This is a genomic window from Kaistia sp. SLG-1, from assembly GCF_059699055.1.
Genome location: NZ_AP048544.1, coordinates 4714466 through 4738745 on the forward strand (window position 1 = coordinate 4714466; position 24280 = coordinate 4738745).

Annotated in this window: 23 protein-coding genes and 1 pseudogene; 16 read left to right on the forward strand and 8 right to left on the reverse strand. The window is 64.9% G+C overall.

Features of this window, described 5'->3' with window-relative positions; translation table 11 throughout:
• The first annotated feature begins 25 nt into the window (after nucleotides 1-25).
• The 6 genes from AC6HZP_RS21890 to AC6HZP_RS21915 all read left to right on the forward strand — a co-directional run bounded on the left by AC6HZP_RS21890 (nucleotide 26) and on the right by AC6HZP_RS21915 (nucleotide 5971).
• A complete protein-coding gene (locus AC6HZP_RS21890) occupies nucleotides 26-1234 on the forward strand; it encodes an ABC transporter substrate-binding protein (protein ID WP_201401025.1) in 1209 nt (402 codons plus the stop codon).
• An 84-nt stretch (nucleotides 1235-1318) separates the two neighbouring features.
• Nucleotides 1319-2194 carry a branched-chain amino acid ABC transporter permease gene (locus AC6HZP_RS21895; RefSeq protein WP_201401026.1) on the forward strand — a complete coding sequence of 292 codons (876 nt, stop codon included), beginning with the start codon at nucleotides 1319-1321 and terminating at the stop codon, nucleotides 2192-2194.
• 21 nt (nucleotides 2195-2215) lie between these two features.
• Entirely contained in the window at nucleotides 2216-3235 is a 1020-nt protein-coding gene (locus AC6HZP_RS21900) for a branched-chain amino acid ABC transporter permease (RefSeq protein ID WP_497524529.1), read from the forward strand.
• The gene (locus tag AC6HZP_RS21905; protein WP_201401028.1) at nucleotides 3232-3954 is read left to right on the forward strand and encodes an ABC transporter ATP-binding protein; all 723 of its coding nucleotides are present in this window, start codon (nucleotides 3232-3234) and stop codon (nucleotides 3952-3954) included. The genes AC6HZP_RS21900 and AC6HZP_RS21905 overlap by 4 nt, the downstream gene beginning before the upstream one ends.
• A complete protein-coding gene (locus tag AC6HZP_RS21910; protein WP_201401029.1) occupies nucleotides 3951-4682 on the forward strand; it encodes an ABC transporter ATP-binding protein in 732 nt (243 codons plus the stop codon). The genes AC6HZP_RS21905 and AC6HZP_RS21910 overlap by 4 nt, the downstream gene beginning before the upstream one ends.
• Complete coding sequence (locus AC6HZP_RS21915; RefSeq protein WP_497524530.1) at nucleotides 4679-5971, forward strand: nickel-dependent lactate racemase family protein; 1293 nt, start codon at nucleotides 4679-4681, stop codon at nucleotides 5969-5971. Before AC6HZP_RS21910 ends, AC6HZP_RS21915 begins: the two co-directional genes overlap by 4 nt.
• A 16-nt stretch (nucleotides 5972-5987) precedes the next feature.
• Here AC6HZP_RS21915 and AC6HZP_RS21920 read toward each other — a convergent pair whose 3' ends face one another.
• Complete coding sequence (locus AC6HZP_RS21920; protein WP_497524531.1) at nucleotides 5988-6734, reverse strand: FadR/GntR family transcriptional regulator; 747 nt, start codon at nucleotides 6732-6734, stop codon at nucleotides 5988-5990.
• 215 nt (nucleotides 6735-6949) lie between these two features.
• Between AC6HZP_RS21920 and larC the strand changes: the two genes are divergently transcribed.
• From larC to larB, 3 genes are read left to right on the forward strand one after another with little or no spacing between them, the layout of a single operon-like run.
• The gene (gene larC, locus AC6HZP_RS21925) at nucleotides 6950-8230 is read left to right on the forward strand and encodes a nickel pincer cofactor biosynthesis protein LarC (RefSeq protein WP_497524532.1); all 1281 of its coding nucleotides are present in this window, start codon (nucleotides 6950-6952) and stop codon (nucleotides 8228-8230) included.
• A complete protein-coding gene (gene larE, locus AC6HZP_RS21930) occupies nucleotides 8227-9021 on the forward strand; it encodes an ATP-dependent sacrificial sulfur transferase LarE (protein ID WP_497524533.1) in 795 nt (264 codons plus the stop codon). The genes larC and larE overlap by 4 nt, the downstream gene beginning before the upstream one ends.
• Nucleotides 9018-9677 (forward strand): nickel pincer cofactor biosynthesis protein LarB, encoded by a 660-nt coding sequence (gene larB, locus AC6HZP_RS21935; protein ID WP_497524534.1) that lies wholly within the window; start codon nucleotides 9018-9020, stop codon nucleotides 9675-9677. The genes larE and larB overlap by 4 nt, the downstream gene beginning before the upstream one ends.
• 16 nt (nucleotides 9678-9693) lie before the next feature.
• Here the strand turns inward: larB and AC6HZP_RS21940 are convergent, their stop codons facing one another.
• The 4 genes from AC6HZP_RS21940 to AC6HZP_RS21955 are packed head-to-tail and all read right to left on the reverse strand — an operon-like array spanning nucleotide 9694 to nucleotide 13511.
• Nucleotides 9694-10539 carry a fumarylacetoacetate hydrolase family protein gene (locus AC6HZP_RS21940; RefSeq protein ID WP_497524535.1) on the reverse strand — a complete coding sequence of 282 codons (846 nt, stop codon included), beginning with the start codon at nucleotides 10537-10539 and terminating at the stop codon, nucleotides 9694-9696.
• A 35-nt stretch (nucleotides 10540-10574) separates the two neighbouring features.
• Entirely contained in the window at nucleotides 10575-11318 is a 744-nt protein-coding gene (locus tag AC6HZP_RS21945) for an SDR family oxidoreductase (RefSeq protein ID WP_497524536.1), read from the reverse strand.
• Nucleotides 11319-11322: 4 nt separating this feature from the next.
• Complete coding sequence (locus AC6HZP_RS21950; RefSeq protein ID WP_497524537.1) at nucleotides 11323-12066, reverse strand: FadR/GntR family transcriptional regulator; 744 nt, start codon at nucleotides 12064-12066, stop codon at nucleotides 11323-11325.
• The gene (locus AC6HZP_RS21955; RefSeq protein WP_497526840.1) at nucleotides 12057-13511 is read right to left on the reverse strand and encodes an FAD-binding oxidoreductase; all 1455 of its coding nucleotides are present in this window, start codon (nucleotides 13509-13511) and stop codon (nucleotides 12057-12059) included. Before AC6HZP_RS21955 ends, AC6HZP_RS21950 begins: the two co-directional genes overlap by 10 nt.
• 162 nt (nucleotides 13512-13673) lie before the next feature.
• On the opposite strand from AC6HZP_RS21955, the gene gloA reads away from it, so the two are divergent.
• A complete protein-coding gene (gloA, locus tag AC6HZP_RS21960) occupies nucleotides 13674-14090 on the forward strand; it encodes a lactoylglutathione lyase (RefSeq protein ID WP_497524538.1) in 417 nt (138 codons plus the stop codon).
• A 492-nt stretch (nucleotides 14091-14582) separates the two neighbouring features.
• Here the strand turns inward: gloA and AC6HZP_RS21965 are convergent, their stop codons facing one another.
• Complete coding sequence (locus tag AC6HZP_RS21965; protein ID WP_497524539.1) at nucleotides 14583-15428, reverse strand: helix-turn-helix transcriptional regulator; 846 nt, start codon at nucleotides 15426-15428, stop codon at nucleotides 14583-14585.
• Between the two features lie 123 nt (nucleotides 15429-15551).
• On the opposite strand from AC6HZP_RS21965, the gene AC6HZP_RS21970 reads away from it, so the two are divergent.
• From AC6HZP_RS21970 to AC6HZP_RS21990, 5 genes and pseudogenes are all read left to right on the forward strand, one after another.
• Nucleotides 15552-16328 carry an ABC transporter substrate-binding protein gene (locus tag AC6HZP_RS21970; RefSeq protein WP_497524540.1) on the forward strand — a complete coding sequence of 259 codons (777 nt, stop codon included), beginning with the start codon at nucleotides 15552-15554 and terminating at the stop codon, nucleotides 16326-16328.
• Between the two features lie 102 nt (nucleotides 16329-16430).
• Nucleotides 16431-17099 carry an amino acid ABC transporter permease gene (locus AC6HZP_RS21975; RefSeq protein WP_201401064.1) on the forward strand — a complete coding sequence of 223 codons (669 nt, stop codon included), beginning with the start codon at nucleotides 16431-16433 and terminating at the stop codon, nucleotides 17097-17099.
• Nucleotides 17096-17893 (forward strand): amino acid ABC transporter ATP-binding protein, encoded by a 798-nt coding sequence (locus tag AC6HZP_RS21980; RefSeq protein WP_497524541.1) that lies wholly within the window; start codon nucleotides 17096-17098, stop codon nucleotides 17891-17893. Before AC6HZP_RS21975 ends, AC6HZP_RS21980 begins: the two co-directional genes overlap by 4 nt.
• Before the next feature lie 34 nt (nucleotides 17894-17927).
• Nucleotides 17928-19118, forward strand: coding sequence for a pyridoxal phosphate-dependent aminotransferase (locus tag AC6HZP_RS21985; RefSeq protein WP_497524542.1), 1191 nt, complete (start codon nucleotides 17928-17930; stop codon nucleotides 19116-19118).
• A gap of 7 nt (nucleotides 19119-19125) precedes the next feature.
• Nucleotides 19126-19281, forward strand: a pseudogene (locus tag AC6HZP_RS21990) (fumarylacetoacetate hydrolase family protein); the annotation flags it as partial.
• Nucleotides 19282-19341: 60 nt separating this feature from the next.
• On the opposite strand, the gene AC6HZP_RS21995 reads toward AC6HZP_RS21990, so the two are convergent.
• Both AC6HZP_RS21995 and alr read right to left on the reverse strand, forming a co-directional pair.
• Nucleotides 19342-20592 carry a D-amino acid dehydrogenase gene (locus AC6HZP_RS21995; protein WP_497524543.1) on the reverse strand — a complete coding sequence of 417 codons (1251 nt, stop codon included), beginning with the start codon at nucleotides 20590-20592 and terminating at the stop codon, nucleotides 19342-19344.
• Nucleotides 20593-20680: 88 nt separating this feature from the next.
• A complete protein-coding gene (gene alr / locus AC6HZP_RS22000; RefSeq protein WP_497526841.1) occupies nucleotides 20681-21814 on the reverse strand; it encodes an alanine racemase in 1134 nt (377 codons plus the stop codon).
• Nucleotides 21815-22121: 307 nt separating this feature from the next.
• Here alr and AC6HZP_RS22005 point away from each other — a divergent pair, with 307 nt between their 5' ends.
• Nucleotides 22122-24212, forward strand: a complete 2091-nt coding sequence (locus AC6HZP_RS22005) for an alpha-galactosidase (RefSeq protein ID WP_497524544.1) — start codon at nucleotides 22122-22124, stop codon at nucleotides 24210-24212.
• The last annotated feature ends 68 nt before the right edge of the window (nucleotides 24213-24280 follow it).

Below are 24280 nucleotides of genomic sequence, written 5' to 3' on the forward strand. Positions count from 1 at the left end.
AAATTTGTTCTGGGAGGATCAAACCTTGCGCTCGCTGCTGTTAACAGGCGCGTCCGTCGCGCTATGCCTTGCCGCATCCGCCTATTCGGCGGCGGCCGAGGACACGATCAAGATCGGTGTCGTAGCGGCCGAATCCGGCTCATTCGTATCGGCCGGCCATACCCTGCCCGCTGGCGTCAGCCTCGCGGTCAAGGAAATCAACGACGCCGGCGGCGTGAAGGTCGGCGACAAGACCTACAAGATCGAGTTGCTGAAGCGGGACGACCGCACCGACGTCTCGACCGCGATCGCGGCGACGCAGGAGCTGGTGCGCGACGACAAGGTCGCCGCGATCTTCGGCTCGGAATCGCATGACTTCACCTTGGCGATGGCCAAGATCACCCAGCCTGCCAAGGTGATCCACTTCGCCGGCAACAGCACGCTCGCCAAGGTGCTCAACCCGACTTCCGTCGCGCCCGGCGGCGAGAACCACTATCTCTTCCAGTCCGAACCGCAGGAATTCCAGCGCTCGGGCTCGACGGCGCGCGGCGTGCTCGGCCTGCTGGAACCGCTGGTCGGCCATCCGCTCAAGAAGTCCGTCGTCATCGTCGGCAATGATGCGACCGGCCAGTTCCTGACCTCCTATTATGTCAAGGCGCTGAAGGCCGAGGGCCAGGAAGTGCCCGAGGTCATCTCCTATCCGCCGGATACCACCGACTTCTCGCCCTTCCTGACCCGGGCCAAGAGCCTCAATCCCGATGTCGTCCACTTCTGGTACAATGGCGACTCGACGCTGACGGCCCTGCCGCAGGCGCTCGAGCTCGGCGTCGCGCCCAGCTACTTCCTGTTCGGCGTCGATCCGGGCATCTGGAAGGAGCGCGGCCTCACGGCCGATGTCCCGGTGGCGATGAGCTGCGTGCCGATCTGCTGGGGCGAATCCTCCAACGCCAACGCGAAGACCTACTTCGCCAACTACTTCGCGGCCGGCGCCCCGAAGGGCGTGACCTCCTCGGTCTCGCTGCTCTACTACGACTATGTCCACTTCCTGGCTGAAGCCTGGGAGAAGGCCGGCACCCTCGATCCCGACGCGACGGTCGCCGCGATCGAGAGCCTGCATCACAAGGGCGTGGTCTCGGACAACCTGTCCTTCAACACCTCCCACCAGGTCACGCATGCGACGGAAGTCTGCGCCGCGGCGCCGGGCGGTGCCATCACCTGCGCCATGCAGCAGCCTCCGGCCGAAGAGCCGAAATAAGCGCTGGCTGTGGGGTCGCCGGGCGGCGCCCTCCCCCCGCTGCCCGGCGACCGCGGCCGTTCCCTTAAACGGACGGAGACCGACGTGGACACTGCAATCCTTATTCAGCAGGTGCTGAACGGCCTTTCGATCGCGAGCGTGATCACCCTGATCGCCGTTGGCGTGACGCTCATCTTCGGCTTGACCGGCATCATCAACTTCGCCCATGGCGAGTTCCTGATGATCGGCAGCTTCGCAACCTGGATCGTCGTCCAGGCCGGGTTCGGCTTCGTCCCGGCCCTGGTGATCGCGGTGCTCGCCGTCGCCGCGATGGGCTTCGCGCTGGAGCGCGGCCTGTTCCGTTTCACCCTGACACGGCCGACCAACGGCTTCATCGTTTCTCTCGGGCTGATTGTCGTGCTGCAGCACGTCGTCATCTTCTTCTACGGCCCCAACCAGAAGAGCATCCCGCGGCCGCTGAGCGCCGTCTGGGATGTCGGCGGCGTGCGCATCGCCTCGGTGCGCGTCATGGTCATCCTGGTGACGATCGCCGTCGTCGCCGCGACCTTCGTCATGATCACCCGCAGCCGCTACGGCCGCGCGCTCCGCGCCGCCGTCGAAGATCGCGACACGGCCGCGCTGATGGGAATTCCCGTCCGGCGCTACATCACCGGCGTGTTCGTTCTCGGCAGCGCGCTGGCGGGCCTCGGCGGGGCGCTGCTGATCGCGCTCTTCCCCGTCACGCCCTTCACCGGCGGCACGATGGTCATGAAAGGCTTCGCCGTCGCCCTGATGGGCGGCCTCGGCAACCTGACAGGCGCCGTCGTCGCCGGCCTCATCCTCGGCATCGTCGAGGGCTTCAGCGCCGGCTACGGGTTCTCCGAATGGACCGACGCCTATTCGTTCGGCCTCATGATCCTTGTCCTGCTCGTCCGGCCAAACGGCCTCTTCGGCGGCACCAGCGGCCCGAAGATGGCCTGAGCTGAAGCGAAAGCACCGACCATGAAAAACAATTCCTCGCCTCTCCTTTCGCTCTTGCCAGTCCTGCTCGTGATCGGGCTGCTGGCGCTCCTCCCGGCTCTCGGACTGACGAACCGCACGCTGTCGCTCGCCATCTCGGCCGGGATCAACATCGTCGCGCTCTATGGTCTCGCGGTGCTGTTCGGGCAGACCGGCATCCTGTCGATGGGCCATGCCGCGCTGGTCGGGATCGGCGCCTATGTGGCGGCGATCCTGGCCCGCGACGCCGGCATCGGCTTCTGGGTCGCGCTGCCGCTCGGCAGCGTCCTCGCAGCGGTGGCGGCCGCCATCGTCGGCATCCCGTCGCTGCGTGTCAGCGGGCACCACTTCGTGATCATGACCTTCGCCTTCGGCCAGCTGCTCAGCATCGTGCTCACCAATGGCGGCGACTTCACCGGCGCCGCGACCGGGCTCGACCTGCAGCTGCCGGTCACGCTGTTCGGCCACCGCGTCGACGACCTCATGCCCTACTACCTCATCGTCGTCGCCTTCGTGGCGGTGAGTGCGGTCGCGAGCTGGGCGATCATCCATTCCTCCTATGGCCGGACGCTGCGCGCCATCCGCGAAAACGAGAAGCTCGCGGCCTCGCTCGGCATCAATGTCGGACGCCACAAGATCGGCGCCTTCATGGTCAGCGGCCTGTTCGCCGGCGTGTCGGGCGTTCTGCTCGCCTATTTCTACAGGCATATCTCGCCGGGGCAGTTCGCAGCCTTCCCGAGCATCTATCTGGCGCTGATGGTGATGATCGGCGGCGCTCGCCTGCTGCTTGGCCCGCTCGCCGGCGGCATCCTCGTCTCCTTCCTGCCGGAGATGCTCAATCTCGATCCGGTCGAGTCGCGCATCGTCTATGGCGTGTGCCTGATCGCGGTGATCCTGCTCTTGCCGAACGGCCTCATCGCCGGCGTGCTGCAGGGCCTTCAGGCCGTCTCCAGGAAACTTTCGGGCGTGCCGGCCGGACGCGCCTCCACCGAGGCCCGCAACCCGTCGAGGGCTGGACAATGACCGCCATTCTGGAGATCAAGGGCCTCAGGAAGCAGTTTGGCGGCGTCACGGCGCTGTCCGGTGTCGATCTTTCGATCGAGGAGGGCGAGATCCTGGGCGTGGTCGGTCCGAACGGTTCCGGCAAGACCACGCTCTTCAACCTCGTCACCGGCGTCTACAAGCCGACCGCCGGCACCGTGCTCTGGCGGGGCCGCGACATCACCGGCGTCACCGCGCATGAGGTGTCGACGGCCGGTATCGCCCACACCTTCCAGCAGGCGATGGCCTTCGCCGGCCTGCCAGTCATCGAGAACGTCCGCATCGCGTGCGAACATGCGCGCAAGTCGTCGCAGCCCTATCCCTGGACCACGCCGGAAGCGCTGCTCGAATTCGTCGGCCTTTCGGCCCTCGCGTCCGAACGAGCCGGCATCCTACCCTTTGGCAGCCTGCGCCTGCTGGGCATTGCGCTCGCCCTGGCGACGCGGCCCTCGCTGATCCTGCTCGACGAGCCGGCCGCCGGCTTGAACGACCGGGAGACGCAGACGCTGGTCGGCCTGGTGAAGCAGTTCCCAGAGCATGGCATCAGCGTCTGCGTCATCGACCACGACATGAAGCTGATGCGGATGCTGTGCCGTCGCCTGGTCGTGCTCGACTTCGGCTCCAAGATCGCCGACGGCCCGATCGACGCGGTGCTGAACGACCCGAAAGTGCTCGAAGTCTATCTCGGAGGCGTGCTGTGACGCTACTCTCGGTCACCGACATCAGTACAGGCTACGGCCCGTCCATCGTCAACCGCAACGTTTCGCTGACGCTCGACGCCCGCGAGGTCATCACCATCCTCGGCCCGAACGGCGCCGGCAAGTCGACGCTGCTGCGCACCATCGTCGGCCTGGTCAAGCCGCGCGGCGGCAGCGTCATCGTCGACGGCGAGAACCTGACCGGGAAGGCGCCCGACGTGCTCGCCAAGCGCGGCGTCGTCCTCGTGCCCGAGGGTCGACGTATCTTCGCAGACATGACGGTTGAAGAGAATCTCCGCCTCGGCGCCTATGCGCGCCGCGACACGGAGACGATCGAGCAGGACGTGCTGACGATGGAGGCGTTCTTCCCGATCCTCGCCGTCAAGCGCCAGCAGAAGGGCGGCTCGCTGAGCGGCGGGCAGCAGCAGATGCTGGCGATCGCGCGCGGTCTGATGGCGCGCCCCCGCATCCTGCTGCTCGACGAGCCGTCGCTCGGCCTGTCGCCGCTGCTCGTGAAGGAGATCCAGGCGATCATCCTCGATATCGGCGCGCGCTTCGGCGCGGCCGTGCTGCTCGTCGAGCAGAATGCCGGCCTGGCCTTGTCCGTGGCCACGCGTGGCTATCTGATGCAGAATGGCCGGATCGTGACCTCAGGGCCGATCTCGGAGCTCAAGGACATGACGCTGATGCGCGAGCTCTATCTCGGCGGAATGGCGGAACAGGCGTCATGAACGACGGCTCCATCGCGATATCCTATGGGCGCGGACATCTCTCCGTGAGGCTGCCGCCCGATGCGGTAACAACTCTGGTGCGCAAGGGCCAACTGCCGAAGCTCGCCGACCCCACGGCGGCGCTGGAGGCGGCATTCGCCGCGCCGGTGGCGGCGCGGCCGCTCGCCGAGCTTGCCGCCGGGCGGCGGAGCGCCTGCATCCTCATCTGCGACATCACGAGGCCCGTGCCCAACGGCCTGTTCCTGCGACCGATGGTCGAGACCATGGTCGCGGCCGGCATTCCGCTCGAGGCGATTACCGTGCTCGTCGCGACGGGGCTGCACCGGCCCAATCTCGGCGACGAGCTCGCCGAGCTGGTCGGCGATCCCTGGGTGCTCGAGCACGTGCGCATCGTCAATCACGACGCCCGCGACGACGACGCCCATGTCGATTTAGGCCATACGGCGACACGCAACACGCCGGTCAGGATCGACCGGCTGTTCGCCGAGGCGGATCTCAGGATCGCCACCGGACTGGTCGAGCCTCATTTCATGGCGGGATGGTCCGGCGGCCGCAAGGTGATCGCGCCGGGCGTCGCCCATCACGAGACGATCAGGACCTTCCATTCCGCCCGCTTCATGGAGGATCCGCTCGCCGTCCAGTGCAACCTCCTCGGCAACCCGCTGCATGAGGAGCAGCTCGAGATCGTGCGCATGCTGGGCGAGGTCTATGCCCTGAACACCGTGCTCGACGAGGAGCGCGATCTCGTCTGCATCACTTTCGGCGAGATCATCGCCAGCCATCAGGCAGCGGTCGATTTCGTCGAGGCGGCGACGACCATCCCCTTCGACCGGAAATTCTCGACCGTCGTGACGTCTTCGGCCGGCTATCCACTCGACAAGACCTACTACCAGACCATCAAGGGCATGGTGACGCCGCTCGACATCCTGAAGCCAGGCGGCACGCTGATCATCGCCTCGGAATGCTCGGAGGGCTTCGGCTCGCCCGAGTTCCGCGCGGCCCAGGCACGGCTGGTCGAGCTTGGCCCCGAGCGCTTTCTCGCCACCCTCACCGCCAAGTCGCTCGCCGAGATCGACGAATGGCAGACCGAGATGCAGCTGAAGCCGATGCGGCTCGGCAAGGTCGCCCTCTATTCGACGGGCCTTGCCGGCGACGACCGCCGGCTGACCGGCGTCGCCATGGTGGATGACATCGAAGCGGCGATCGCCGAAAGCATTGCACTGTCGGGCGATAGCGAGGTCGCGATCATCCCGGAGGGGCCTTATGTCGTTCCCCGCTTTGCTCCCTGACGCGACGCGCAGAGGCTCAGGGCGTCGACAGTTGCTCGCGCATTTCCTCGAAGCGAGCCGCACTCCTCGCGAGATGCGCCCGGATCGCCCGGCGCGCCGCCGTTTCGTTGCCGTCGCGGATGGCCGCGAAGATGGCATGATGCTCGCGACGCATCCGCGCCGCATGGCGCTTGCGCTCCGCAGCCGTCATGCGGTCGAGCCGCGCCCACTGCCGTGGAACCATGCTGCTGCCGAACGTATCGAACAGCCGGCTGTAGTAGGGGTTGTGGGTCGCGACCAGAATGGAGCGGTGGAAGGCGTAATCCTCCTGCGCGCCGTAGCCACCCTCGTCAATCGCCCGATCCAGCGCATCGAGGCTGCCCTGGATGGTCTCGATATCCTCCGGCGTGCGGCGCATGGCAGCGAGGCTCGCCGCCTCGCACTCAATCCCCATCCGGAGCTCGAGCACCCGTTGGATCTCGTCGATCGATTCGAGCTGGTCCGGCGGGATCGTGAAGCTGCGCGGCGTCGGATGGGTGGAAACAAAGGCGCCGAGGCCCTGGCGCGTGGCGATGAGCCCCTTGGCACGCAGCGTCGCCAGCGCCTCGCGGACGATGGTGCGGCTCACGCCCGTCGCCTGCACGATCGCCTGCTCGGTCGGCAGGCGCTGGCCCGGCTTCAGGACGCCGGCTTCGATCTGGGCGATCAGCGTGTCGGCGAGTTCGCTCCGCAAATTGGGAACCTGCCGGATGGCGCCGAAAACGACGTCGTCCTTATTCGTCATCTCGATCCGTGTTCCCTGGACAGGCAGTCATTGACGGGCATGAAACGTTGCTAGCCCAAGCCCGGGCGAAAAGCAAAATCGACTGGCGCATGGGATCGCGCCGGAGCACCAAAGGACGTCAAGACATGTGGGAACGATCAGGCCTCATCGGCGTAGGGGCCATGGGTTCCGGCATCGGAACCGCCGAAGCGGCGGAATGTGTCCAGGTGGAGTCCATGCTGCATCTTCATCTCGACCCGCTCGGCGGCATGGCCGGCGACATGTTCGTCGCCGCGATGCTCGATCTGAGGCCGGATCTCGAGCCCGGCTTGCAGGCGGCGCTTGCGCGCTGCCCGCTGATCGAGACGGTCACCTGCAGCCTCGTCGCGCATGACGACGGAATACTGACCGGTCGCCGCTTCCTGGTCGCGAAGCCCGGCGCGCCCTCCGTCGGTCGCCGCGAGCCGTCCCATGGTCATCACCATGACCATGGGACACATGGCGACCACGACCACGGGCACGAGCACGACCACGACCACGACCATGTCGACTGGCGGCGCATTCGCGCGGCGATCGCCGCCTCCGCGCTCGACGCGGAGACGCGGACGCATGCGCTCGGCATCTTCACGCTCCTGGCCGAAGCCGAGGCGCGTGTTCATGGCCGGCCGGTCGAGGACGTCCGGTTCCACGAGGTCGGCGCATGGGATTCGATCGCCGACATCGTCGCGGCCGCCTGGCTCGTGGCGCGCCTCGCACCGGCGGTCTGGACGGTCGGGGCGATCCCGATCGGCGGCGGCCGGGTTCGCTCGGCGCATGGCCTGCTGCCCGTGCCCGCCCCCGCGACCGCGCTTCTGCTCGAGGGCTTCGTCATGATCGACGATGGCATCGGCGGCGAGCGGGTGACGCCGACGGGCGCCGCCATCCTCGCCTATCTCTGTCGCAGCGGCCGGGTCGCGGATGGAACGCGTATTCTCCGCTCGTCGGCGCACGGGTTCGGCACGCGGCAACTCCCCGGCATCAGCAACTGCCTGCGCGTGCTCGCCTACGAGGCGACCGCCGGCAGCACAGAGGCGTCCGATCGGGTCGCCGTGCTCGAATGCGAGATCGACGACCAGACCGGCGAGGATCTCGCCCTGGCCGTCGCCAACCTGCGCGGCATCGCAGGCGTGCTCGACATCGTCCAGGCGCCGGTTTTCGGCAAGAAGGGCCGCATGATGACAGCGCTGCGCATCCTCGCCGCGCCGGCCGCCCGCGACGCGGTCATCGCTGCGACCTTCGATGAGACGACGACGCTCGGTATCCGGCATGCCATCGTCGAACGCGCCACGCTCCGCCGCGGCGAGGTCGCGATCGACCATGCCGGACGAAGCTATCGCGCCAAGATCGCCGAGCGGCCTTCCGGCCGGACGGCCAAAATCGAAGCCGACGACATCGCCGCCACGGCGGGCGCGGCCTCACGCTCGCGATTGCGGGCGGAACTCGATGCGGCGCTGCGGGCGGAAGGAGAAGAACCATGAGCCAGGCGAGCCTGGAAGCAGTGCTGTCGTCGCTGGGGCCGGTCACGCTCGCCGTCAGCGGCGGCGTCGACTCCATGACGCTCGCGGTCGTCGCTCATCGCCTGCTCGGCGCAGGCTCGACCGACATGGTGCATGCCGTCTCGCCGGCGGTGCAGCCGGAAGCGACCGAGCGTGTGAGGTTCTGGGCCGGGCGCGAGGGCTGGAATCTCCGGACGGTGGACACCGGCGAATTCGGCGACAGCAACTATCTCGAAAACCCGGTGAACCGCTGCTTCTTCTGCAAGGGCCACCTCTATGGCGCCATCGCCTCCCTGTCCCGACGCCAGATCCTCTCGGGCGCCAATCTCGACGATCTCGGCGACTACCGGCCCGGGCTCGACGCCGCGCGGGCGGCCGGCGTGCGCCATCCCTATGTCGAAGCCGGCATCGACAAGGCCGGCGTGCGCAGGCTGGCGCGCCGGCTCGGCCTCGGCGATCTCGCCGAACTGCCGTCGTCGCCCTGCCTTTCCAGCCGGGTGGAGACGGCGATCGCGATCGAGCCGGCGACGCTCGCCGCCATCCACGCGGTCGAGAAGCTGGTCGGCGCCACGCTCGCGCCTGAAACCGTCCGCTGCCGCGTGCGCCATGCCGGTATCGTCGTCGAACTCGACCCGCCGTCGCTCGCCGCCCTCGGCGACGGGGACGCGCTGACCGCCGCGATCGCCTCGCTGCTGCCGGCCGGACTCGCCGGCAAGCCCGTCCGGTTCGAGGCCTATCGCAGGGGCAGCGCCTTTGTCGGAGCCCAAGAGTGAGCGCAAGCGACGTAGTTTTCGATCATGGCCGTGCCGAACGCATCGGCCTCGACGAGGCGGTGTTCTGCGAAGGCAAGAGCGCCGCGCAGATCGCCGCCATCCTCGACGAGGTATCGGCACGCGGCACAAGCCTGCTGCTCACGCGGCTCGATGCCGACAAGTTCCATCAGCTGCCGCCCGAGCACAGCGCCGCGCTCGACTTCTGCGCTCTTTCCCGAACGGCCTATTTCGGGCCTCTGCGGCCGGTGCGCATCGAGGGAAGGATCGTGATCGTGGCGGCCGGCACATCGGATGCCTCGGTCGCGCGCGAGGCGGCGCGCACGCTGCGCCATGCCGGCATCGACGCGTCGATGGTGGTCGATGTCGGCGTCGCCGGCATCTGGCGGCTCATGGCGCGCATCGACGAGATCCGGCGCTTTCCCATTGTCATCGCGGTCGCCGGAATGGACGCGGCGCTCGCGAGCGTGCTCGGCGGCCTGGTGCAGGGCACGGTCATCTGCGTTCCGACATCGGTCGGCTATGGCGCGGCGGAGAGCGGACGGACCGCCCTCAACGCCATGCTGTCGAGCTGCGCGCCGGGTCTTCTCACCTGCAACATCGACAGCGGATACGGCGCCGCTTGCGCGGCGATCCGTATCCTGAACAGCTTCGCCTGAACGGTCGGGCGGCCTCTCAGGCCGCGTCGACCGTCAGCTGCGACTGCTCGCCGAGCCCCTCGATGCCGAGCCGGATGCGCTGGCCGGCCCGCAGGAACAGGGGCGGCTTCATGCCGAGGCCGACGCCGGGGGGCGTCCCGGTCGAGATGATGTCGCCCGGCTGAAGGCTCATGAACTGCGAGATGTAGTGCACGAGAAAGGCGACGCCGAAGATCATCGTCCGCGTCGAACCATTCTGGCGGACGATGCCGTCGACGGAGAGCCACATCGCGAGATCCTGGGGGTCGGCGATCTCGTCGCGCGTCACCATCCAGGGTCCGATCGGCCCGAAGCTGTCCGCCGACTTGCCCTTGGTCCACTGCCCGCCGCGTTCGGCCTGGAAGGCGCGTTCCGAGACGTCGTTGATCAGGCAGTAGCCGGCGACATGCTGCATGGCCTCGGCTTCCGGGACGTAGCGCGCCTCGTCGCCGATCACGACGCCGAGCTCCACTTCCCAGTCGGTCTTCTGCGATCCACGCGGTATGATGACATTGTCATCGGGGCCGGTAATGGCGCTCGTCGCCTTCATGAACAGGATCGGCTCTTCGGGGATCGCGGCGCCCGTCTCGGCGGCGTGATCGGCATAATTGAGCCCGACGCAGATGAACTTGCCGGTGCCGGCGACACAGGGACCGAAGCGGCGCGGGTCGCTCACGACCGGCAGGCTCTCCTCCGGAATCGCCGCGATCGCAGCCAACCCCTTCGCGGTCAGCGCCGCGCCGCCAATATCGGTCACATGGGCGGAGAGATCGCGCAGCACACCATGTCCATCAACAAGGCCCGGCTTCTCGGCGCCGCGCTCACCAAATCGAACTAGCTTCATGTCAGGATTCCGTCTCGAATAAGTAAGGGAGAGATTCAGGCGTTGGCCCAGCCACCGTCGATGACGATGGCGTTGCCGGTCATGAAGCCGCTCTCTGGCCCGGCGAGATAGAGCGCGAGTTCGGCTATTTCCTCGGCCTTGCCGAGCCGCCCCATCGGCTGGCGGGCGATGAAGGCGGCGCGGGCCTGGTCATAGTCGCCGGCCGAGCGCATGCGGTCTTGCAGAGAGGGGCTCTCGACCGTGCCGGGGCAGATCGCATTGGCGCGGACGCCCTTGCCGACATAATCGAGCGCGACCGATTTGGTGAGGCCGATCACCGCGGCCTTGGTCGTGCCATAGATGAAGCGGTTCGGCGCGGCGATGACGGTCGAGGCCACCGAAGCCATGTTGATGATCGAGCCGCCGCCGCGCGCGATCATGCCGGGCAGGAAGCCGCGGATCAGCCGGTACATGGCGCGAATGTTCAGATTGACCGAGAAGTCGAAATCCTCCTCCTCGCAATCGAGGATCGCGCCGGCATGGACATAGCCGGCGCAGTTGAAGAGGATATCCGGCGCATCGTCCGACGCGACGAAGGCCTTGACCGCCTCCGCGTCCATGACGTCGAGCCGGTGCGTCGAGACCCCGGCGAGGTCACCGAGCGAGGCGAGTTTCCCCGCGTCGATATCGGTTGCGCGCACCGCCGCGCCCTCGCGCTGGAAGGCCAGCACCGTGGCGCGACCAATCCCCTGGCCCGCGGCGGTCACCACCGCGGTCTTTCCCGAAAGCCGACCCGTCATCGTTCTAGTTGTCCTTTTCCTGCGTGGATGGACCGATCGGCCCCTCGGGAAGCCCGACGCGCTGCGCGGCGCCGGAGAGATGGGCGAGCATGGCGCTGCGGGTGCCGTCGGCGTCGCCTGCCTCGATGGCATCGAGGATCCGCTGATGCTCGCCGATCGTCACGCGCGCCAGATCCTCGGATTTCTTCTGGTTGCCGGAGGCGAGGATGCTGTCACGCACCCGTTCCGACACGAAGGTCAGGAACTGGACCATGTAGCTGTTGCCGGTGGCGGCGGCGACCGTCTTGTGAAAGTTCAGGTCGGTCGCCAGCCAGGTGACGCTGCCATAGGGGACGTTCGTCATCGTCTCCAGCGCCTCGCGCATGGCGGCGATGTCGGCATCGGTGCGTCGCTCGGCCGCCAGCGCGGCAGCCTGCACCTCGAGGATGCCGCGCAGCTCGAACAGGCTGCGGAACGCAGACACCTGCTGCAGGGCGTCAAAGTCAATGGTGAGCACCGTGGCATTGGGCTCGTCGGCAACGAAGGCGCCGCGTCCCTGCTGGGACCAGATCCGCCCCTCCGAACGAAGTCGCGCGACCGCCTCGCGGATGACGTTGCGGCTGACGCCGAAGGTCGTGGCCAGCTTCTGCTCGGTCGGCAGCTGGTCGCCGGGCTTGAGCCGGCCGTTCGCGATCTCGCGCGTGATCGAACTCGCGACCAGCGTCGAGAGATTGGGGCCGCGGCTCACCTTGTCTAGCTTCAGGACCACGCCGGACCTCCGTCTATGTCGCGCAAGGGCAGGATTCGACCCCCGCTGAGCAGATGCCGAGGATCGAAGGAATCCTTGATCCGACCGGCGAGCTCCAGCGTCAACGGGTCGGCGCGATCGAGAAATGCCTGCTGCTTCACGCGGCCGATGCCGTGCTCGGCGCTGATCGAGCCACCATGACGGTCGACGGCATCGAAAATCACCGCCTCCGCCGCATGGAACAGGTCGTCATATCCCTCCGTCGCCATGCCTTCGGGCGGCACGACGTTCATGTGGATATTGCCGTCTCCGACATGGCCATAGGTCACGACGCACGCGTCCGGATAGGCCGCGTCGAGCGCCGCGATGCTCTCGGAGACGAAGGCGGCGATCCTGGATATGGGCACCGAGACATCGGTCCTGAGATAGCGCCCGCCCCGCCCCTGCGCCTCGACCATCACCTCGCGCAGCAGCCAGAGCCGCTCGGCCTGGGCGCGGCTCGACGCGAGGACGCCGTCGAGCACGAGGTCGCCGGCATCGGCGAGGAAATCCTCGATCAGCCTCCTGAGATCGACGCGGCCGCCGGCCGACAATTCCAGCAGAACATAGACCGGACAGGGCTGCGACAGCGGATCGTCGAGACCGGAATGGGCGCTGACGGCAATCTCGATGCCGCCGCGAAGGAGGAGCTCGAAGGCCGACAGCAGGTCGCTGCATTCCCGGCGCGCCAACACATAGAGTGCCATCGCGTCCTCAACCGATGCGACACCGACCAGCGCGGTCTCGACCTGGGTCGGCCGGGGATAGAGCTTGAAGGCCGCGGCCGTCACGATTCCGAGCGTGCCTTCGCTGCCGATGAACAGCTGCTTGAGGTCGTAGCCGCGATTGTCCTTCCGGAGCGTCCTCAGGCCGTTCCAGACACTCCCGTCAGCCATCACGACCTCGAGACCCAGCACCAGATCGCGCGTCATGCCGTAGCGCAGCACATTGAAGCCGCCGGCATTCGTCGCGATATTGCCGCCGAGCCGGCAGCTGCCCTGGGCGCCGAAGGAGATCGGCAGCAGGCAGTCGGCCGCTTCCGCCTGCGCCTTGGCGTCATCGAGAATGCAGCCGGCTTCGGCCACCATGGTGAAATCGATCGCATCGACCGAGCGGACCCGATTCATCCGCTCCAGCGATACCACCACCTCGCCGTCCGGATGGCTCGGCACCGCCGCGCCGACCAGACCCGTCAGCCCGCCCTGCGGAACCACATGCAGGCGGAGCTCGTGGCAGCAGCGCATCAGCATGGACACTTCCTCGACTGAGCGGGGCAGCGCGACGGCGAGTGGCCGACCGCGATGATCGCCGGTCCAGTCCCGTCCATAGCGATCAGTATCCGCGCCGTCGGATAGCAGCATGCCGGCCGGCATCGCGGCGCGAAGCGCGGCGACCGCAAGTTCCTCGGCAGGCAGCACGGCGTGCATTGGCATATGCCCTACTCGAATCGGTAGTGGGTGGACAATTACGTCTGTTGCATGGTTATCATACAACGTTGATCGCGAACATCAAGGTGACGAACCCGGCCATGCGGCCGTTTCGCCCGAGCGTCAGCCGAGCTTCGAATGTCAGCAGGGAGAGATACGATCATGAACGACAAGCCGCCAAAGTTCAGGATGATGCACACGATGATCCGCGTGATGGATCTCGACAGGTCGATTAAGTTCTACACCGAGCTGCTCGGCATGACCCTGCTTCGGCGGGACGATTATCCAGACGGGAAATTCACGAACGCCTTCGTTGGATACGGACCCGAGGACACCGACACTGTCGTCGAGCTGACCTACAACTGGGACCGCGCGGAGCCCTACGAGCTCGGCACGGCCTTCGGCCATCTGGCCCTCGGCGTCAACGACATCTATGCGGTCTGCGCGGCGCTCGAGAATCAGGGCGCCAGGATCCCGCGTCCGCCGGGTCCGATGAAGCATGGCACCACCCATATCGCATTCATCGAGGATCCCGACGGCTACCGCATCGAGCTCATCGATCTCGCCACGATGTCTTAGGCTACCGGGCTGCCGGGGGCCGCGCCGATAGGCGCGGCTTTTCCCACGCGATGATACGACCTGACGTTAGAAGTGCCGAGAGACGGCGCGCGCCACGACCTCGTCGACATGGGCGAGGGTCTCAATGTGGACGACCCGAGCGACGAGGTCAGTCATTCGCCCGATCGGGGTTTCACGCAGCTCGCAGGGGCGCTCCTGCGGTGTTGCTCAGATGCGTTTCGTACAAGTTCGGTCAGTTCGGGCTTCGTGACGGCACCGACCCTGGTGACGCGCAGGACAAGATTGAGCGACGCCGCGTGCGTTCGGCCGAACGTCCGAATTGGGCCCCGACCGTCCGGCCGTGGCGCCTACGAGGCGCCCAGCAACCGGCAGATCGCAATCGACGTATCAAAGCACCAGTGCGCGGGACCATCCGAAGAAGAAGCGGAAGCTGAGCCAAGCCAAGACGAACTTTCATCCTCAGACATCCAGCCGCAGTCGCGGACGCCAAGACTAACAGACGTTCGCTCGGCTCGCGAGCCGGCGCATGATTGCCTGAAACAATTGTGGTTTGGTATTGATACCCAGTTTGCCGAAGGCCCTCTTGCGATGGGTCTTGACGGTCTCCTCCGATATATTCAGCCGGCTGGCGATCTGGCGTGCATCGCCACCATTCAGATCGAGCAGAAGAACCTCCTGCTCGCGATTGGAGAGCTCTCCACGAGACAAAGCCTGAAGTGCACTATGCAGGATGTTGTCATCTCCCACCGTGCTGAGCTGATGATGTTGCCAGAATCGACCGTAGAGCGCGCTGAACGTCTGGTTCAGGCTCTTGAGCGCCGAAAGTTCATGCGGCTGGAATGCATTAAAGCCGGAGCGATAAAGTGCAATCTGCACGGTTTGTAGCGGCGACAGGCGAACCGCGATGGCAAGCTCCGAGCACTGCTTCGGAAAGCCATGCGTGCGATAGCCGATTTCTTCCCGTTCATCGATCTCGATCCCGAAGACCTCGGCGAGCGGCTTCTTGACCGACTGGCAACGAGCCAATTGCCCCATCGTATAGGTGCCGCTTTCGATCCCGGTCCGATGATGCTGAAAGAAGGGATTAAACCGGTACGTCACCTCGCGGTAGCAATCGCGAAAGCTGCCATGCACCAGATGGCGCATGTCGTCATCGAAGACGTAGGCCAATTCGTCGCCGGAGTAGATGTAGGTTGCCGCGGCATCGGCCTGCACCAGCCGATTGAGCGCCCGCATCGCGACCCTCGGATACTCGGGATTGTCGATGGCAGAGATCATTTCGGCGACGACGGAATCTTGTGCTCCGTTCCCTCCACTACGCAGAATTTTCGTCACCATCTCGTTCGCTAGCCGCCGCCGCGCTGTCCCCCCCAAGGGTGATATCGGCGCATTTTTTCTCAGTGTACCCGTTTACCACCAGTACTCAATGCTGTTGTAGGAAACGGGAGGTTCCGAAAAGTCATGAAACGTACTATAGTATTCGCCGGCATAATCGCGATGCTCGCTGGGGTAGCAAACGCGAAAGAGTTGAACGTTGCTACTGCTGCCGCAAATGTACCTTTTGAGTTCGAAGACGCTTCGGGTAATCTTGTCGGCTTCGAAGTCGACTTGATTAATCTCATTGCTGAGCGCACGGGCAAAAAAGCCAATTTTACCCAGATGCCGTTCAACAGCACGTTCGCAGCGGTTCAGTCCGGCCGCGCCGATATTGCGATCGGCACCGTCACGATTACCGACAATCGCCTGGAATCCGTGGCCTTCACCCAGCCCTACTATGATGCGAACGCCTGCCTGACGACCAGTTCAAGCGGCGACGTCAAGGGCCTGGGCGACCTGACCGGAAAGACGGTGGCGGTCATCACCGGGACCACGGGCGAGATGTGGGCCACCGAAAATCAGTCCAAATACGGCTACACCCAGATCAGTCGCTATGACGGGGTGATGGATCCCATGCTCGATATCGCGACCGGGCGCGTATCGGCGTTCGTGCATGATTGTCCGATCGACGCCTATTATATCAAGGACAAGCCGCAATACGCGATCGTCGACACGATTCCGACCAACGAGCAGTTCGCTATCATGCTGGCGAAGAATAACCCGCTGCTCGACGAGATCAATTCGGCAATCAGCCAACTGAAGGAAGAGGGTGAAATCGCCAAGATTCACGAAAAGTGGTTCGGCGATGCGCCTGACAAGGACTCCAGCACCGTAGCCGTCCGCCCCATCCCCGGAAAGTAAGCACCGACCGATCGTGGAACTGCCGAAGACGATGTCCTCGGCAGTTCCACTCTGTTCTAGCGGACCGCCAGCTTTTCAACCATCCGATATACGGTGCTTCCTATGGATTTTTCCTCGACATTTCTAAACTTCGAGGTTCTGAAGAACGCGGCGCCGTTGATGCTTCAGGGCTTTGGACTAACGATCCTGCTCGGAATCACGAGCCTGGCGCTTTCGTTGGTACTGGGGCTCGTTCTGGTGCTGGTCCGGCTCTATGCACCGACACCCCTCCGTATTCTTTCCATTGCCTATATCGATGTTCTCCGGGCAATTCCGCTGCTGGTTCTGCTCGTCCTCGTCTACTACGCACTTCCCTTTGTCGGGATCCGGCTGTCCGCATTCTGGGCCGCAACCACCGCGATCTCGCTCGTTGCCTCCGCCTATATGGCGGAAACCTTTCGGGCCGGCATCGAGGCCGTGCCCCGCGGCCAGTTCGAAGCCGCCTATGCGCTCGGATTTTCGTGGCCGCGACTCATGATCGACATCGTGCTTCCGCAGGCGATGCGGCTGGTCGTTCCTCCCGCGACGGGCGTCGCCATCGGGTTGATCAAGGACACGGCTCTCGCCTCGGTCGTGGCGCTTCCGGACCTGCTGAAGCAGGCAACGCAGGCGCAGGCGTTCTACGCCAACCCGACGCCCCTGGTCGGCGCGGCCTTACTCTACCTGCTGATGCTCATTCCCCTCGTGCGGATCGTCAGCATGCTGGAACGCCGGCAGAAAAAGCGTCGATGATGAACCTGAGAACCGGGAGGGAGCATACCGTGAGCCACAAGACGCGGGACAAGGAGAGCGGCGAGACTCTGATTGAAATCACGGCGCTGGAGAAGCACTACGGCAACTTCCACGCGTTGAGGAACGTCAACCTGTCGATTCGCCGTGGCGAGGTTGTCGGAATCATCGGCTCGTCCGGCTCCGGAAAATCGACCCTCATTCGTTGCATCAATCTCCTTGAGACATTCACGTCGGGGTCGATCGTCGTCGACGGCGTGCCGGTCCGGGAAGGCAAGGAACTCGCAAAAGTCCGCGCCGAAGTCGGCATGGTCTTCCAGCAATTCAACCTGTTTCCGCACATGACGGCCTTGCGCAATATCGCGATCGCCCCCGTACGGGTCCGCGGCCGCAGCTGGGCGGAGGCCGAGGAAAAGGCGCACCAGCTGTTGCAGCGCGTCGGCCTCAGCGAACACGCCAACAAATATCCCGACCAATTGTCCGGCGGACAACAGCAGCGCGTCGCCATCGCACGCGCCCTGGCGATGGAGCCGGAAGTTCTGCTGTTCGACGAGCCGACCTCCGCTCTGGATCCCGAGATGGTGGGCGAAGTGCTCGACGTCATCCAGAAGCTGGCGCGCACCGGCGTGACCATGCTGGTCGTCACCCACGAAATGTCCTTTGCGCGTCGGATTTCGGACCGCATCATTTTCATGGAGAAGGGCGAGATCATCGAACAGAACGCGCCGGATGCCTTCTTCGACAATCCGCAGACCGAACGCGCCAGATTCTTCCTGAATTCGATCGTCCACGCCTGAATATTTTCTGTCCCGTTACAGGGAAGGACATCCAATGTTGCAGAAGCCGACATATCCCCTGGAGGCCCGCGCCGCGATCCGGTCTCTGTCCAGTTCGCAGATCCGGGAGGTGGCCAATAGCGCCATGGGACGCAACGACGTCCTCCCCTTCTGGTTCGGCGAAACGGACCAGCCGACCGCGGCGTTCATACGCGACGCCGCGGCCGCGTCGCTTGCCGCCGGCGAGACGTTCTACGCCCAGAACCTCGGTCGCCCCTATCTGCGCGACGCGATTGCCGCATACATGTCCGACCTTCATCGCCGCGAGGTAGGCGCCGATCGCATCAGCGTGGTCGGCTCGGGGGTTACGGGACTCGCGATCGTATCGCAATTGATGCTGTCGCCGGGGGACCGGGTCGTCGCCATCACGCCGCTATGGCCCAACATCACGGAAATCCCCCGCATCGCTGGCGCCAATGTCGAGCGGGTGTCCCTGACCGTTCGCGACGGAAAATGGTCGCTGGATCTCGATCGCCTTCTCGCCGCGCTGACGCCCGATACGCGGATGCTGATCGTCAATTCACCGAACAACCCGACCGGCTGGACGATTTCCGACGAACAGGTCGCCGCGATTACCGCGCATTGCCGGAAGCTTGGCATCTGGGTCGTGGCCGATGACGTCTATGAGCGGCTGGTCTACGACCCCGCCGTCCACTCGGCGCCGAGTTTCCTCAGGCATTTCGATGCCGATGAACGGCTCATCTCCGTCAACAGCTTTTCCAAGGCCTGGTCCATGACCGGCTGGCGCGCGGGCTGGATCACGGCTCCCGCTGCCTTGTCGGATGATCTGGCGAAGGTGATTGAATACAATTTCTCGTGCGTGTTCGAGCCGGTGCAGCGCGCCGCGACGACAGCGCTGCAGCAGGGGGAAGCGGAAGTCGCTGATCTTCGGACCCGACTGGGGCGGACCCGTACGCTGCTCGCATCGGGTTTGCGGGACATCCCCGGAATCGAAGTCCCCGAGGCCGGCGGCGCCATGTATGTCTTCTTCAGAATTGCAGGCCAGCCGGACTCCGTCACGACCGCCAAGCGTCTCGTCAACGAGGTTGGACTTGGGCTGGCGCCAGGCTCCGCGTTCGGGCCGGAGGGAAATGGTTGGCTGCGTTGGTGCCATGCGGTCGCCGACGAGGCCCGTCTGACGGATGGAATCGGCCGGCTGGAGACGTTTGTCCGACGCAATTCGTGAGGGCGTGCCCGGACAAGGTTTCACGCACCGCGTCGGAGACGTCGTGTCGATCTCCAACGGCCAGTTGGGCACGCTGCGCAATACGGTACGCCTGTCGACCGAATGCATGCCATGGGTGTTCGGCCCTTGGCATCTCCTGCGAAACCTCGCGGCAAGGGGATTGCACGGATCGCGGCGGCTCTCGGGCCGCTCGCGCCATAGCCCCTCCCCTCAAGCCCGTCGATCAGGCATAGCGCGCGATGGCCAGATCCGTCGCGTCGATTTCCGGCTTTCGGCCGGACACCAGATCGGCGATGACCCGTGCCGAGCCCGAGCTCATTGTCCAGCCCAGCGTGCCGTGACCGGTATTGAGGAAGAGGCCCGCGACCTTCGTCGGGCCGATGACCGGCGTGCCGTCCGGCGTCATCGGGCGCAGGCCCGACCAGAAGCTGGCCTTCGAGACGTCGCCGCCCGGGAAAAGGTCGGTGACGGAGTGCTGCAGCGTGAGGCGGCGTGGCTCGCCGAGATCATTGGTATAGCCGGAGATCTCCGCCATGCCGCCGACGCGGATGCGATCGCCGAGGCGGGTGATGGCGATCTTGTAGGTCTCGTCCATCACGGTCGATTCCGGCGCGCGCGTGGCATCGGTGATCGGGATCGTCAGCGAGTAGCCCTTGACCGGATAGACCGGCAGGCGAATGCCGTGCGGCCGCACGAGGAGCGGCGAGAAACTGCCCAGCGCCACGACGACGGCGTCCGCCTCGAGCCGGCCGTGCGCCGTGACGACGGCGCGAACGCGATCGCCTTCCACGTCGAGCCCGCGGATGATGCTGCCATAGTTGAAGCGCACGCCGAGCGCCTCGGCCTTCGTCGCCAGCGCATTGGAGAACTTGAAGCAATCGCCGGTCTCGTCCTTCGGCGTCAGCAGGCCGCCGACGATCTTTTCGCGCACATGCCGCAACGCCGGCTCGACGCGGATGCAACCCTCGGGGTCGAGCACTTCATAGGGAACGCCGTCGGCGGCGAGCGCCTGGACGTCCTTGGCCGAGGCGTCGAGCTGCGCCGCGGTGCGGAAGAGCTGCAGCGTGCCCTGCATGCGCTCGTCATAGGCGATGCCGGTCTCCTCCCGAAGCGCGGCGAGCGAAACGCGGCTGTAGTCGGCAAGGCGCAGCATGCGGCTCTTGTTGAGCGCATAGCGGGCGGACGTGCAGTTGCGCAGCATCTGCGCCATCCAGGACAGCATGGCCATGTCGATCTTGGGGCGCAGGATCAGCGGAGCGTGCTGCATGAAAAGCCACTTCATGGCCTTCACGGGAATGCCCGGCGCGGCCCAGGGCGAGCAATAGCCGAAGGACACCTCGCCGGCATTGGCGAAGCTGGTCTCCAGCGCCGGGCCGGACTGGCGATCGACGACCGTGACCTCATGTCCCGCCCTGGCAAGCTGATAGGCCGAGGTAACGCCGACAATGCCGGCGCCGAGAACGATAACTTTCATGGTGTCCTCATGCGAAAGAACAGGTCTTGTTTGTTGATTTTTGCGGCCGTGGGAAAGGATCCGTCGCGGCGTGCCTCCCGCGACGGCCTCAGCGGTATCGCCGCTCGTATCGGCGGCCGAGGCCGGTCAGTATCTCGTAGGGGATGGTGCCGGCATCGCGCGCGACATGTTCCAGCGTCTGGTGCGGTCCGAGCACTTCCACGAGGCTGCCGAACCTGAGGCGGCCTTCGGGCAGCGCGGAGACGTCGACGGTGATGCTGTCCATGGAAACGCGTCCGACGATGGGCAGGCGGATGCCGTCGCAAAAGACCGCGCCGCGCCCCGAGAGGCTGCGCGGCAGGCCGTCGGCATAGCCCGCGGCAATGGTGGCAAGGCGCGTCTCCCCGGCGGCGATATGAGTTCCGCTGTAGCCGACGCGCGTGCCGGCGGGCACGGTGCGCGTCTGAACAACTGCAACGTCGAGGCGCACCACCGCTTCCAAAGGATCTGCCAGGCCGGCGACCGGCAGGCCGCCATAGAGTGCGATCCCTGGGCGGACGAGCGCTCCATGATAGGCCTTGTCGAGGAAGATGCCGCCCGAATTGGCAAAGCAGACTTGGAATTGTGGGAACGCCGCCGCGATGCGTTCCATCTCGACGAACTGGTCAGCGTTCTGGACACTCTCGGGATCGTCGGCGGAAGCAAGGTGACTCATGACGAACAGGACATTGATCCCGCGTTCGACGTTCACGAGTTCGGCAAGCTCCGCCCGCTCTTGCGGCGGAACGCCGAGGCGCGACATGCCGGTGTCGAACTGCAGGACCGCTGGCAGCTGGCGGTCAAGCCCCCGAGCGGCGGCAGCCCATTGCCGCCATTGCTCGAGCGAATTGATGACCGGGACGATGCCCTCCCGCGCGCAGGCCAGTTCGTTCCCGGGCTGCAGTCCGTTCAGCACGAAGACCGTTGCGTCGTTTGCGAGCAGCGGACGCAGGCTCAGGGCCTCGGCGAATTGGGCGACAAAGAAATGGCGGCAGCCATGCGCGTAGAGCTTCTTTGCAATCCGATCGACTCCGAGCCCATAGGCGTCGGCCTTGACGACGGCGGCAGCGCGCGCCGGCGCGGCCATTGCGGAAAGCCGCAGATAGTTGCGGGCGATGGCAGAAAGATCGACGGTCAGATACCCCGTCGCGCCCCCCTTGCCGGCCATCTCATCCCGTCCGCTCCGCTGTACCGCGCCGCCCATCTCAAGCCTCCTGCTATCACCGGAGATTATTGAAACGATCACGGCATTGCCGACCATTTTTCAGATGATTATTGCGAATAAGCGCCACTTTCAGAGAGATATTCGAATTATTAGAATTATTTGCAATGCTCGCACCTTAAACCGATATCCCCTCTTCCGGCTGGATGCGCGCACAAGCGCTGCCAACGCGCCGTACGCCTTCGCTTGATCCAGCAGCAGTTGACGCGCGTGTATGATGATTGACAATAAATTATCATACTTATTATGGTGTAGCCTTACAGCTACGCGGTTCGACTGGGAGGATTGAATGGGCGTTAGTGCAAGCGGCAACTATTGGGTGCTTGAAAGCGGTCATGCCGCCTATGCGATGGGCGTCGAGCCGGGCGGCGTGTTGGTGCACACCTATTGGGGGCGCCGGCTTCCGCACCTTGCCGACTATCCGGCGGCCGCGCGCGCCAGATATTTCTCCGCCGATCATGAGCTTCAGCTGACGCCGCAGGAAGTCACGACCGGCGAAGCCAGCGCTTCGGACGAACGCACGCTGGATGCGACGATTGCGGGCGGCCATTTGCGCGGACTGGTGTTGCGGTTTGAGTCCGCTGACGTTGGCGACGATACGCTGGCTGTCACCCTGCGGGATGCCGATCTAAATCTGCGCGTTGTGCTCACCTACGGCACCCTGGACCAGCATGGCCTGTTCACGCGGTCGCTTGCCGTGATCAATGATGGCGAGCGTGAAGTGAAGCTCACGCGGGCATTTACCGGTGCGTTCAACTTACCGGCCGGTGGCGAATTTGCGCTGAATCATCTGAGCGGGCGCTGGGGCGATGAGTTCCGCATGCACCGTGATCCCATGGGTTTTGGCACGATCCAGCGCGACAGCCGTCGGGTCATCACGTCGCATGGCGGCGTGCCTTACTTCGCCGTGGACCGCAACGAGCCTGGTCTCGCCGCAAGCGAGGAGGCCGGAGAAGTGTGGTTCGGCACGCTGCAGTGGAGTGGCAACTGGCGACTGATTGCCGAGCGGACACGCGATGATCGCGGCATCATCCATCTGGGCCTGAACGACCATGATTTCGCCTGGGACCTTCAGCCCGGCGAGACCTTCGAGGCGCCTCGCGTGGTCTATGGATATTCGAGTGAGGGCTTTGGGGCGATGAGCCGCGCCTATCACGATCTGATCCGCCGGAACCTGTCGCCACGTCCCAACTTCGTGCCGCCCGTCGTCTATAACTCCTGGTACGCAACGCTGTTCGACGTTGACCAGGAGGGGCAGACAGCGCTCGCCGAGAAGGCCAGCAAGATGGGCGTCGAGCTTTTTGTCATGGATGACGGCTGGTTCCACGGCCGGAATACAGACAAGGCAGGCCTTGGTGACTGGTGGCCTGACGAGACCAAGTTTCCCAAGGGGCTTTCGCCACTGATCGATGCGGTCAAGTCGCGCGGCATGCAGTTCGGTCTTTGGATCGAGCCCGAGATGGTCAATCCGGATTCGGATCTCTACCGGGCGCATCCCGACTGGGTGTTGCATTATGAGGGGCGCCAGCGCTCGCTGATGCGGAACCAGTTGATCCTTAATTTGGGTCGCGTCGACGTCCAGGATTACCTGATCGATATCTTCGATCGCCTGCTGACCGAGAATTCAATCGACTTCATCAAGTGGGATATGAACCGCTCGGCGAGCGAGGCCGGTTGGCCGACTCACGAGCGGGACGCCCGTGAAGTCTGGGTGCGCTATGTCGAAGGGCTGTATCACGTCTGGGGTGAATTGCGTGCCCGTCATCCGGACGTGATCTGGGAAAACTGCTGCAGCGGTGGTGGTCGGGTCGATCTCGGCATGATGGCGCTGACCGAGCAGAGCTGGACGAGCGACAATACCGTTCCCGCTGCGCGCTTGCTGATCCAGGAGGGCTACAGCCAGCTGTTCCCCGCCAACACGATGGCCGGCTGGGCGACGGACGAAGAGCGTCGCGAATATCCGCTCGACTTCCGTTTCCATGTCAGCATGGCGGGCGCGCTGGGCGTCGGCGGCAATCTGCTCGACTGGAGCGATGAAGAGTGCTCCGTCGCGGCAGGTCACGTGGCACGTTTCAAGGCAATCAGGCACCTCGTTGCTGGCGGCGATCTTTATCGCCTGCGTTCGGCGCATCGGCATGCGGTCAGTGCGTTTGCCTATGTCGCACGCGACAAGTCCGAGGCTGTCTTGTTCGTCTTCCGTGTTCACAGCGCGCGGCTCGGAGCCAATCCAACGATCCGAATTGCCGGCCTCGATCCGGAGGCCCTCTACGCAGTCGAGGGTTCGGATGTCGTCCGGTCCGGCCGTGCCTGGGCCGAGATCGGCCTGATCTCGCCGATCAAGAATCTCCAAAGCCAGATTTTGCGGCTCACCCGCGCCTGAATAAGTCAGACATATTCGAACAGATAGAGATTATATATCGGATATATAGCAACATCCGTCGCGGCACC